Annotated in this window: 9 protein-coding genes and 2 pseudogenes; 10 read left to right on the forward strand and 1 reads right to left on the reverse strand. The window is 34.3% G+C overall.

Annotation, left to right across the window (positions count from 1 at the left end; genetic code table 11):
* A partial coding sequence (locus tag ADH52_RS11740) for a hypothetical protein (RefSeq protein WP_275043575.1) occupies positions 1-603 on the reverse strand: 603 nt, incomplete at its 3' end.
* On the opposite strand from ADH52_RS11740, the gene ADH52_RS11745 reads away from it, so the two are divergent.
* From ADH52_RS11745 to ADH52_RS02340, 10 genes and pseudogenes are all read left to right on the forward strand, one after another.
* Positions 596-832: an LPXTG cell wall anchor domain-containing protein gene (locus ADH52_RS11745; RefSeq protein WP_269796294.1), complete on the forward strand. Its 237-nt coding sequence runs from the start codon at positions 596-598 to the stop codon at positions 830-832. The genes ADH52_RS11740 and ADH52_RS11745 overlap by 8 nt on opposite strands.
* Positions 833-987: 155 nt before the next feature.
* On the forward strand, positions 988-3,072 hold the full coding sequence (locus ADH52_RS02300; protein WP_049488440.1) for a glycosyltransferase: 2,085 nt from the start codon (positions 988-990) through the stop codon (positions 3,070-3,072).
* Positions 3,069-3,947, forward strand: a complete 879-nt coding sequence (locus ADH52_RS02305; RefSeq protein ID WP_049488438.1) for an acyltransferase — start codon at positions 3,069-3,071, stop codon at positions 3,945-3,947. The genes ADH52_RS02300 and ADH52_RS02305 overlap by 4 nt, the downstream gene beginning before the upstream one ends.
* A 9-nt stretch (positions 3,948-3,956) precedes the next feature.
* The gene (locus ADH52_RS02310; RefSeq protein ID WP_049488436.1) at positions 3,957-5,165 is read left to right on the forward strand and encodes a glycosyltransferase; all 1,209 of its coding nucleotides are present in this window, start codon (positions 3,957-3,959) and stop codon (positions 5,163-5,165) included.
* A gap of 11 nt (positions 5,166-5,176) precedes the next feature.
* Positions 5,177-6,062, forward strand: a pseudogene (locus ADH52_RS02315) (glycosyltransferase family 2 protein).
* Position 6,063: 1 nt separating this feature from the next.
* A complete protein-coding gene (locus ADH52_RS02320) occupies positions 6,064-6,942 on the forward strand; it encodes a glycosyltransferase family 2 protein (protein ID WP_049488433.1) in 879 nt (292 codons plus the stop codon).
* 99 nt (positions 6,943-7,041) lie between these two features.
* Positions 7,042-8,043: pseudogene (locus ADH52_RS11620) on the forward strand (sugar transferase); the annotation flags it as partial.
* A 369-nt stretch (positions 8,044-8,412) separates the two neighbouring features.
* Complete coding sequence (locus tag ADH52_RS11625; protein ID WP_239664888.1) at positions 8,413-9,279, forward strand: SP_1767 family glycosyltransferase; 867 nt, start codon at positions 8,413-8,415, stop codon at positions 9,277-9,279.
* A gap of 27 nt (positions 9,280-9,306) precedes the next feature.
* The gene (locus ADH52_RS02335) at positions 9,307-11,370 is read left to right on the forward strand and encodes an SP_1767 family glycosyltransferase (protein WP_049488431.1); all 2,064 of its coding nucleotides are present in this window, start codon (positions 9,307-9,309) and stop codon (positions 11,368-11,370) included.
* A gap of 14 nt (positions 11,371-11,384) precedes the next feature.
* The gene (locus ADH52_RS02340) at positions 11,385-12,293 is read left to right on the forward strand and encodes a glycosyltransferase family 2 protein (RefSeq protein ID WP_049488429.1); all 909 of its coding nucleotides are present in this window, start codon (positions 11,385-11,387) and stop codon (positions 12,291-12,293) included.
* Positions 12,294-12,296: the final 3 nt, after the last annotated feature.

A 12,296-nucleotide genomic window follows, 5' to 3' on the forward strand; every position in this document is an offset into this window, starting at 1 on the left:
AGCAAGTGCTTCAGCGTCAACAAGTGCAGTAGCCTCAGCTTCAGCGTCAACGAGTACGGTAGCCTCAGCTTCAGCGTCAACGAGTACGGTAGCCTCAGCCTCAGCATCTACTAGCGCAGTAGCTTCAGCATCAGCGTCAACAAGCGCGGTAGCCTCAGCTTCAGCATCTACTAGTGCAGTAGCTTCAGCCTCAGCATCTACTAGTGCAGTAGCTTCAGCCTCAGCGTCAACAAGCGCGGTAGCAAGTGCTTCAGCATCTACTAGTGCAGTAGCAAGTGCTTCAGCATCTACTAGTGCAGTAGCAAGCGCCTCAGCATCGACAAGTGCAGTAGCTTCAGCTTCAGCGTCAACAAGTGCGGTGGCTTCAGCCTCAGCATCGACAAGTGCAGTGGCTTCAGCTTCAGCATCGACAAGTGCGGTGGCTTCAGCTTCAGCATCAACGAGTGCGGTGGCCTCAGCCTCAGCGTCAACAAGTGCAGTAGCCTCAGCTTCAGCATCGACAAGTGCGGTGGCCTCAGCCTCAGCCTCAACGAGTGCGGTGGCCTCAGCCTCAGCTTCAACTAGCGCAGTAGCTTCAGCGTCAGTTTCAGCCTCAGTGAGCACATCAGTTTCAAATTCAGCATCGACAAGTACTTCGATTTCTGTTTCAAATTCAGCAAACCATTCGAACTCACAAGTTGGAAATACTTCTGAATCAACAGGTAAATCTCAAAAAGAATTGCCAAATACAGGTACAGAAGCTTCCAAATCATCTGTACTCCTTGGAGCTTTGGCAGCTGTGACTGGTTTAGGTCTGTTTGCAAAACGCCGTAAACGTGATGATGAAGAGTAATCGGATTAAAAATACATAGAAAGTATTATTATTTCGATTTATGAAGAATCCCTTGGATGAAAAATCATCCAGGGGATTTTTTGCGTTTTAAAGGTTAAGAGAAACAGAAAAATAGCATAAAAAATGTTATAATAGTAAGAAAGGAGAACGATTACATGACTGAAAAAATTACGGTAATTGTACCAGTTTATAATGTTGAAAATTACCTAGAAAAATGTTTGGATAGTTTAATTAATCAAACTTATAAAAATCTTGAGATAATTGTAATCAATGATGGTTCTACAGATAATTCGGGTGAAATTTGTCAAGAGTATGCACAAAAAGATAATCGAATTGTCTATATTGAAAAAGAGAATGGTGGTTTATCAGATGCGAGAAATGTAGGTCTGGACAAGATGACTGGTTCCTATGTAACTTTCATTGATTCTGATGATTGGGTTGAATTAGATTATGTAGAAATCCTTTACAAAAAAATAATTGAGTATCAGGCAGATATTTCTGTTGGAAATTATTATTCTTACAATGAAGATGAGGAAACATATTATTTCCATATATATGGGGATTCCTACTATGAGAAAGTATATGACAATATTTCTATTTTTGAAAACTTATATGAATCTCAAGAAATGAAGAGTTTTGCTTTGATATCTGCTTGGGGCAAACTCTATAAAGCGAAATTGTTTGATTATCTCCGGTTTGATAAAGGTAAACTCGGCGAAGATGGTTATTTTAATCAAAAAATGTACTTATCTGTAAATAAAGTAGTTTATTTAAATAAAGGTTTGTACGCATATCGCCAGAGAAGTGGAAGTATTACAAACACTTGGACAGAAAAGTGGATGCATGCCTTGGTTGATGCTATGTCTGAACGTATCACTCTACTAGCTAATATGGGTTATCCTCTTGAGAAACACTTGGCAGTTTATCGGCAGATGTTAGAAGTCAGTCTCGCGAACGGTCAAGCTAGTGGTTTATCTGACACAGCAACGTATAAAGAGTTTGAAATGAAAAGAACTCTTTTGAATCAGTTATCAATACAGGAGCAAAAGGAAAAGAAAGCCATTGTCCTCGCAGCAAATTATGCTTATGTAGAGCAGGTGATAACTACAATTAAGTCTATTTGTTATCATAATCGTTCGATTCGGTTTTATCTGATTAATAGTGATTTTCCTAATGAATGGTTGAAACAATTAAATAAGCGCTTGGAAAAGTTTGATTCAGAAATTATCAATTGTCGGGTAACTTCTGAGCAAATTTCACGTTACAAAACAGATATCAGTTACACTGTTTTTCTGCGCTATTTTGTGGCTGATTTCGTGAAAGAAGACAAGGCTCTTTATTTAGACTGCGATTTAGTAGTAACAAAAAATCTAGATGACTTATTTGCTACAGATTTACAGGACTATCCTTTGGCTGCTATTCGAGATTTTGGAGGCAGAGCCTATTTTGGTCGAGAAATCTTTAATGCAGGTGTTCTCTTGATTAATAATGCTCTTTGGAAGCAAGAGAATATAACTCAAAAGTTGATTGATTTAACCAATGAATGGCATGATAAAGTGGATCAGGCTGATCAAAGTATTTTAAATATGCTTTTTGAAAATAAATGGCTAGAACTAGATTTTGATAATAATCATATTGTCATTCATGAACGTTTCGCAAACTATCGTTTTCCAAATGGTCAAGAATATCCAGGGATCATCCATTATTTATCAGAGAGAAAGCCTTGGCAGGTACATGCTGGACAAACCTATCGTGATGTTTGGTGGTATTACCATGATATGGAATGGACAGAGTTAGGAAAAAATCATCGTTTACATTCTCTTAAAAAATTGCATCTTTATCCTATTAAATTTCCGTTTTCTTGTTTGATTTATACAGCTTCAGATCAAATTGAGCAGTTGGAAACACTAATAGTGGCTTTACCAGAAGTGCAATTTAAGATTGCAGCAAGAGTAATAGTTAGTGAGAATCTTTCTAGATTTGTTGTGTATCCAAATGTCACTGTCTATTCTGGAACAGTATCTTTAGAGGAATTGGATAGAGAATTGGTAGAGACGAGTCAAGTACTTTTAGATATCAACTATGGTGAGAAGGAAGTAGAGATATTAGAGCAATTTATTTCCCAAAATAAACCAATTTTAGCCTTTGAAAATACAAAATCGTATGAAGCGAATCAAGAGATATATCAGATTGATCAAGTTTCAGAAATGATAGATAGAATAAGAGAGTTAAATAGATGAGGAAAAATACTGTGCGAGGCGATGCACTAATTTTAACTGTAAGTGATCAGATTGAACAATTAGAATATATTTTAGAAAACTTACCAGATATTTGTTTTCATATTGCAGCTCCTGTACACTTTTCTGAAAAGATAGGAGTATTGGAGTCAAAATACAATGTCCGTCTCGTGACAGTTACAACTGATCAGCAAATTGACTTTCTAGTGAATATGTGTGATTTCTTACTAGATATCAATCACTTTCAAGAAGTGGATGCTATTGTATCAAGGTTTGTACAGGCTGAGAAACCTGTCTTTGCATTTGACAATACAGTCCATGGAAATCAGGGGCAGGAAGTTTTTCTGTCAAGTACACCAGATAAATTGGTTTTTAGAGTGAGAGAGTATCTGAATGAAGTCAGAGTAGGCACCAATCATCAAGAAAAAATCATCCAAGATGGGACTTGGAATGTCTTTCAAATCGATGCTACGGCCAACTTCGTTATAGGAGATAATGTCATCTGTAGAAATTTTGAAAATTTCCATGTCTCTTCTGGTAAGGTAATACTGCATGATGGTGTCTTTATTAATAACTCTTGTAGTTTCAACTGTATGGAAAGAATTGAAATCGGTTCTGGAACTATGATGGGAGAGGGAGTTCGTTTTTACGACCATGATCATATCTACACAGCTGAGAAAATCGAAAAATGGCAGTGGACTACAGCACCAATTAGAGTTGGAAGAGATTGTTGGATAGGAAGTAATGTCACGATTTTAAAAGGAGTGACTATTGGGGATAATACCATTATAGGTGCAGGATGCTTAGTGCGTAAAGATATTCCGGCTAATAGTGTGGTTTATAATGATGGGAATCTTATTGTAAAAGAAAGAGGATAATTTGGAGCTATGGATATAAAAAAAGCGATTGTTTTAGGAGCAGATAATAATTATCGTGACAAGTTGGAAACGACTATTAAATCTATTTGTTATCATAATAAGGATTTGAAATTTTACATTTTTAACGAAGATATTCCCAAAGAGTGGTTCTGTCTCATGGAAAAGAAATTGGGGAAAATAAACTGTGAAATTTTAAATATAAGGATTGATTCAGAAAAAGTAAAACACTTTTCTACTCCTAATAAGCATATTAGATATATGACCTATTTTCGCTATTTTATTCCTGAAATTGTGGAAGAAAGTAGGGCTTTATACTTAGATTGTGATATGATCGTTCACAAAAGCTTGGATAAGTTATTTGAAATATCTTTTGATGGAAACTATATTCTCGCTGTTCGGGACTCATGGGATGTAAATTCTTTTAATGCAGGAATGATGGTTGTTAATGTTGACAAATGGGTGTCAGAAAATATTTGTCAGCAATTGCTAGATTTAACTCATGAAAAACACCAAGAAGTATATGGAGATCAAGGGGTTTTAAATTTATTATTTAAAGATAAATGGAAAGAGTTAACTCCCTATTTTGATTTTATGGTTGGGCTAGATGCAGAAATTTTTTATGAAAAAAGACCAGATTGGTTTTTACAGAAATGGGATGTGTCATATGAGCCGGCTATTATCCATTTTGAAGGAAAACATAAACCATGGAATCATTCGATAAAAACAAGATATCGAGAATTATGGTGGTTTTACAATGGTTTAGATTGGCAAACTATTTTATCAGAAAAGGATACAAAACCGACATCGTTTAGTGACATCGCAACAGTTAGTTTATTTCATACAGCTATCTTTACAGATACGCAAGAGTTGGAACATATAGAATATCTTGTAGAAAAACTTCCAAATGTCCATTTTCATATTTTTGCTCATAGTTATTTTGGATCGAGAGTATTTAATTTAGAAGTTTTTAAGAACGTATCACTTTATCCTAATTATACTTCATATCAATCTCAAGAAATTCTGAGTAAGTTAGATTTTTATTTAGATATTAATCATTATCAGGAAATAGATAACATTCTTTCAGTGGTTAAACAGTTATCAAAACCAATATTTGCATTTGAAAATACTAGCCATGATGCGAATAATCGAAGTCATATATTTTCTTCGGCAGAGCCGGAGAAAATGGTAGAGTCTATTAGACAATTCTTAGGAGAATAGTTGAATTGCTTATGAATGAATTAATTAGTATCATAGTTCCAATTTATAATGTTGAAAATTATTTGAGACAGTGTTTAGATAGTATTCAGAATCAGACTTATCAAAATTTTGAGTGTTTATTAATCAATGACGGTTCTCCAGATAATTCTGCTGATATTTGTAGAGAGTATCTTGAGAAGGATTCTCGGTTCAAATATTTTGAGAAAGAAAATGGTGGAGTATCATCAGCTAGAAATTTAGGTATTGAATGTTCGGGGGGGGACGTACATTACTTTTATTGATGCAGATGATTGGGTGGATTCTGACTATTTAGAAGTCCTTTACAATGCGCTTATAGATGAGAATGCAGACATATCAGTATCTACTTATAAAAGGTTTCATATGGCGGATAATTGCTGGTATATTCATTCTTTTCAGAGGGGATATGAAAAAAGAGTATTTACAAATCAAGAATTAATTGATGAATTTATAGATTTAGATACATTTGATTATTCCTATCGTTATGTATGTGGCAAATTAGTTCGCAAATGTCTGTTAGATAAGATCGCTTTTAACGAAATGACAACCCTTGGTGAAGATATGGAATTTTGGCTAAAATTATATCTTATTTCTAACAAAGTTGTGTTCGTTAATAGAGATAGCTATATATATCGTTTAGATAATGTTGACAGACATTTTGGGTTAGAAAAAATTCGTAGTGATATTCAACAGCGATTGAATTTTATCGCATTTCTTGCAGTTAGAGGTGTAAATGTATCAAAATATGTAAAAACTTGTTTATCTTTAATTACAAGTCAAGTTGCGAGACTAAAGGAGTCGCCTGAATATGATACATCTGAAACAATAAGGTGGCTTCATGAGGTTATGTTTTTACTAGAGGAGAAAAGCGAATCATAAAATGTTGGAAAATGAATTAATCAGCATTGTAATTCCAATTTACAATGTAGAAAATTATTTGAGACAATGCTTGGATAGTATTGTTGCTCAAACATATCAAAATTTCGAGTGTTTATTAATCAATGATGATTCACCTGATCATTCAGCGGATATTTGTAGAGAATATGTTTCTAAAGATTCTCGTTTTCGTTATTTTGAAAAGGAAAATGGTGGGGTGTCCTCTGCAAGAAATCTGGGAATTGAGCATTCTAAAGGAGAGTATATTACTTTTATTGATTCGGATGATTGGGTAGATTCTGATTATTTAGAAGTTTTATATACGACTCTTTTAGAAGAAGGAGCAGATATAGCTGTCTCGACATATAAAAAATTCAATATAAAAGATAATTGTTTCTACTTTCATATTTTTCAAAGAGGATATGATAAAAAGACATTTACAGGTCAAGAATTGATTGATAATTTGCAAGCATTGTCTTCTTTTGATCATTCTTATAGCTCTACCTGGGGGAAATTGGTTAAGAGTGTAAGAGTGGAAACTATTCGTTTCAATGAAGAAACAACTTTAGGAGAAGATATGGAATTTTGGTATAAATTATATCTAATTTCTGATAAAATTGTATATGTAAACAAAGATAATTACATTTATCGAACTAGTAGTGATGAATACAAACATTTTGAATTAGAAAAAATTAGGAGTGATATTCAACAACGATTGAATTTTATTGCATTTCTAACTGCTAGAAAGTTAGAAGTTAGTTCGTATGTAGATGACTGTATTGTGTATCTTCGCTATTTAGTTGACAAGATAAAATTCGAGGAATTGGAATTTACTCAAACTGCAAGATGGTTGCAAGAGGTACTATTTCTATTAGAAGGATAATATATCAGTCTGTAGGTCAAGAAAAAGTTTTTGTAGATGTTGAGAGGATTGTTTGAAATCACGAACTAGGAAAAAAGATATGATAGAAAGTGGAGAGAAATGAAGCTACATATTACCAATCTGTATGGGATGGCTCGAGAAAGTACAGCAACCATTGCTCAAAATGCTGTTCAAAAGATAGCTAGTCAACTAGGATTTAGAGAGTTAGGGATTTATTTTTACCATGCATCAGCTGAAACTGTAGAAGAGAGAAGTAGAAGATTAGACGGGATTCTAGCAAGTGTTTCAATGGGAGATGTGGTCATTTTTCAAACACCTACTTGGAATGGTCTAGAGTTTGAAAGAGAATTTTTAAGTAAGTTGAAACTTCTCAATGTGAAAATCATAGTATTTGTTCATGATGTGATTCCTCTGATGTTTAAAGCAAATGAATTTCTGATGCAGGATTATATCAATCTTTACAACATGGCAGATAGCATCATCTTACCATCAGAAGCTATGAAAGATAAACTACTTCAACAAGGATTGAATGTTAAAAAAATCATTTTTCAAAGAATGTGGGATCATCCTCATGATTTGGACTTACATGAACCTATATTTAAAAAAGAAATTTATTTTGCAGGAAATTTAAGTCGTTTCCCAGAATTAAAAACTTGGGAAGGTACAATTCCGCTAACAGTATTTACAAATGAAGAACCCTTTCCTTTATCGAATCAAGTTTATATTGCGGGTTGGAAGACGGATGAAGAAATGCTTTTAGAGTTATCGAAGGGCGGATTTGGCTTAGTGTGGAGTACCCATCAGAACGAGGATCAAAATCTTGACTATTATAGTATGAATTTATCCTATAAGTTAAGTACTTATTTAGCTGCAGGTATTCCAGTTATTATTCCTTCTACCTTATCGAACTCTGCCTTTATCGTAGAGCAAGGATTAGGTTTGGTGGCAGATAGCCTGGAAGAAGTAAATGCTCTAGTGGAGCAATTGTCCGAAGAGACCTACATTGAGATGTGTCGCAGGGTACAATATTTTTCATTCTTACTCAGCCAAGGATTCTTTGCGAAACAGTTTTTATTAAAGGCTGTTTTCGAGTTAGGTATCCAAAAAGGGTCAGAAGAGCAAAGATTACAACTATTGACAGTTACAAATAGTCAAGATTTGGAACAAATTGAATATCTAGTAGAACAGCTTCCTGAGTGTGATTTTAGCATTGCTGCTAGAACTGTGATGGGACCACGTTTAACCGATTTAGCTGAGAAAGAAAATGTCTATCTATATCCTGCTTCGGATTCAGAACAAATTGAGAAAATACTGGATAAAGCTGATCTATATTTGGATATTAACTATGGTGGGGAAGTAGATGGTATATTTAATGGCTTATTAGAAAAAAATATTCCTTGTTTTGCTTTTTATAAAACACAAAATGGAGAAAGAGGGCAATATCTATTTTCTATAAAAAATGTTGATGCTATGGTAGCTGCAATTAGGAATTATGCTGAAACAAAACAATTGCCCAAGAAGCCATTTGATTTTGAGGTGCAGACCATAGATGAAACGCTTGATTATATTCTGGAGCATCAATCTTCAATCGCTCGATTTGGTGATGGCGAGGCTGCAATCATGCTAGGCCAATCTATTAATTATCAGAAATATGACCCTAAACTTGCAGAAGAATTGAAATTTATTTTTAATCAAGAAAGTAATCCTACATTAATTATTGGTTTACAAGAAGGATTGAAAAATCGTTTTTCTTTTGTTCCAGATGCTTTGGCCTTTTGGAGACAATATTTAGAGGATTATGAGGAATTTTACCTAGAGTATTGTAAAAATTCTTGGTACGGCTCAACTTTTATTTCCAGACCTTATATTGATTTTTTAGATAAATCAAAAGCTAAATCTCAATTTGAAAAGTTGAAAAAACTATGGGAAGGAAGAGATATCCTTATCGTAGAAGGCTATGCTTCTAGATCTGGGGTAGGAAATGATTTGTTTGATGGAGCTAAGAGCATTAAGCGAATTATTTGCCCGTCTCGACATGCCTATGATAAGAAAAATGAGATAATGGAAGCAATAATGAACCATGCTGATGGACGTTTAGTTTTGTTAATGCTAGGTCCTACAGCTAAGGTTTTAGCCTATGAACTTGCTATCAAGGGTATGCAGGCCATTGATATCGGACATGTAGATTCTGAGTATGAGTGGATGCAGATGGGGGCTGAAAATAAGGTTTTATTACACAACAAGCATACTGCAGAGTTTAATCTAGATACAGAAATAGAATTAGCAGATGATGAAGCATATTTGAGTCAAGTTGTTGTAGACTTGAGTGCAGAATAGTATTGGATATGGAATTTCGGAGGAGAGATGACATCAGAAAGACTTGCAGTCGTTTTGATTGCTAATCAAGCTTATACAGAACAATTGGCTGTGACCATGAAATCTATCATGTATCATAATAAATCCGTTGATTTTTATATTATTAATCAAGGAATTATGATAGACTGGTTTAGAAAAGTTAGACGTGTCGCAAAAATTTTAGGAGGAGCTGTCTACAGTATTCCGTTTGATACGGAAAAAATATCTTGTAAATTGGGAATTCCAAACCACAGCAGTCTAATTGCTTATGTCAAATATTTTATAGCAGATTTAGTGGATAGAGAGAAGGTTCTCTATATTGATAGTGATACTGTCATAAATGGTGATTTAAAGTCTATTTTTTCAATAGAATTAAGTGGTTTTCCAGTTGCTGCTGTAAAGGATATAGATGGCAGTTTTAATACAGGTGTTTTGCTTATAGATATTGCTAAATGGAGAGAATTAAGCATTTCGGAACAATGTCTAGAGATTTGTTCAAATAGGAAAAAAGAACAATTAGATCTAGAAGATTTTAAGAATTCTCAGTCGATTTTTAATCAGGTGTTTCAAGACAGTTGTTTGGAATTAGATAAAAGTTACAATGTTCAGGTGGGATATGATTTGATTGCTTTTTATAATAATTGGCAGGAACATTTTAATCTAGAATATAATCCGCTTGTTATTCATTATACAACGAATAGAAAGCCGTGGAATAGTTCTGTCTCCTATAGATTTCGTGAAAAATGGTGGGATTTCTATCATCTTGACTTTCAACAGTTGCTAGCCCATCATCTGGATAATTTTAGTTTTGTAAAGGACAAGAAACAAGGCCTTGATTTCTTTACTTTTACAACAACAGAGAGCTTTGAAGGCATTGAACATTTAGCAACAACATTTCCAGAACATCGCTTTCATATCGCGGCTTATACTGCTGTAGGTCCATATTTAAATTCATTGGGACAGTTTGATAATATTTATCTGCATCCAGAGTGTACCAATGCTACTTTGGAGAACTTATTCAAGGATGTAGATGCTTATTTGAATATTAATTATGGGGACGTAGATGAAACCATTTTAAGAAGCATGGAACAGCTCAAGAAACCCATTTTTTCATTTTATGCAACTCACAAAGGAAAGGTAGACCAGTATTTATTTCTAAGAAAAGAAATTGAGAAAATGGAAGATGCTATTCGCTTATTTTCTGAAATTGGGGCAGAGAGATTTAGTCAGGCTTTTAAACAGGAAGAATTGTTTGATATTACAGTCATGTCGATTGATGAGACCTTAGATGAGCTTTTAGCAACGGATAAATCCTTGGTTCGATTTGGAGATGGTGAGTTTAGTTTGATAAACGGCAATAGTATCGCATATCAGGAGTATCAAGAGGACTTAGCTCAAGAAATGAGAGAAATTTTGATAAATGCAGATAAGGAAGATAATGTACTTGTGTGCTTACCAGAAATTTTTGGAATTTTTAAGGGAAATTTTCTCCAAAATAAAGATTCAGAAAATTTTTGGAAAAATGAGTTAGATTATCATGGAAGGTTTTTCCAAGATATTTGCAAGGCAAAGAGATATGGTTCAGCTTGGATTTCAAGACCGTATATTAATAGCGAAGATAAAAGCAAGGTGGCTACTCATTTTGAAAAAATAAAAGAATTTTTTGCAGGCAAGGATATACTTATTGTAGAGGGAGCGACTACACGAGCAGGAGTTGGTAATGATTTATTTAACAATGTTCGCTCTATAAAACGTATTATTTGTCCTTCCCACCATGCTTTTTCAAAGGTGGATGTTATTCAACAAACCGTTTTAAATCACGCGGCGGGACGACTAATTTTACTGATGCTTGGTCCAACAGCCAAAATATTGGCTTATCGGTTGTCTAGATTAGGGTATCGTGCCTTAGACCTTGGCCATATTGATTCTGAATATGAGTGGATGCAAATGGGAGCAGAGACAAAGGTACAGTTAAAACATAAGCATACAGCAGAATTTAATTTTGACCAAGGGATTGAATTTATAGAGGATGAAAACTATAACAATCAAATTGTTGCAGATTTGACTAAGTAGAGAGGTATAAATATATGGATGTTCCATTGATTTCGATTATTATTCCTGTATATAATGTAGAGGAATACATTGAACATTGTATTAAAAATATTTTGTTACAGACATATACGAATATAGAGGTTATCATTGTCAACGATGGTAGTCTTGATGATAGTATCACTATTGCAAAGAAATTGACAGAAGATGACTCTCGTTTTATCTTTCTTGATAAGGAAAATGGTGGACAATCGGATGCTCGAAATGCAGGATTAGATATTGCGACGGGTGATTATATCTTTTTCTGTGATCCAGATGACTTTATGTTTGAGAAGAGTATTGAAAATCTGTATTATGCAAGTCAACTAACTGAAGCAGATATTGTCGTAGGATCATTTTGTCGTTTTGAAGAAGGTATGTTTTATTTTTATCCAAAACCAAAAGAAGACGAACTACTGTTTCCGCTCAGTGCGAGAGATGCTATACAAGGTATGGATAGCATGGAGGATTATACCCTCCTCCGCTATTCTGCAGTTTGGGGAAAATTATTCAAAAAGCATTTATTTGATGAAATTCGCTTTCCTAAGGGGAAATATGCAGAAGACCAGTTCATTATGTGGAAACTCTATCTAGCAAGTGAAAAGATGACTCGGTATGATTCAGATATTTATGCCTACAGAATCAATTTTAAAGGACTGACTCAGAACTATAACTTATCTCATTTAGATTTTATAGATGCGATTGAAGAACGTATTGAAACCTTGCTAGAGATGCCTGAGTTAGAATATCCGATGGAATTAGCCTTTAATCAGTATAAATTTGCTTTAAAGAGAAATTTATCCATGTTAGAGGGAACAGAATTTGTCCAAGAAGAAGCAATGGTGCGCGAAAAATTGGAACATGCTGAGAATGGGGACTACCTATTTTTAGAAAATAAAAGAGAGTGAGTG

The organism is Streptococcus pseudopneumoniae (genome assembly GCF_001072665.1).
Lineage (GTDB): Bacteria > Bacillota > Bacilli > Lactobacillales > Streptococcaceae > Streptococcus > Streptococcus pseudopneumoniae_S.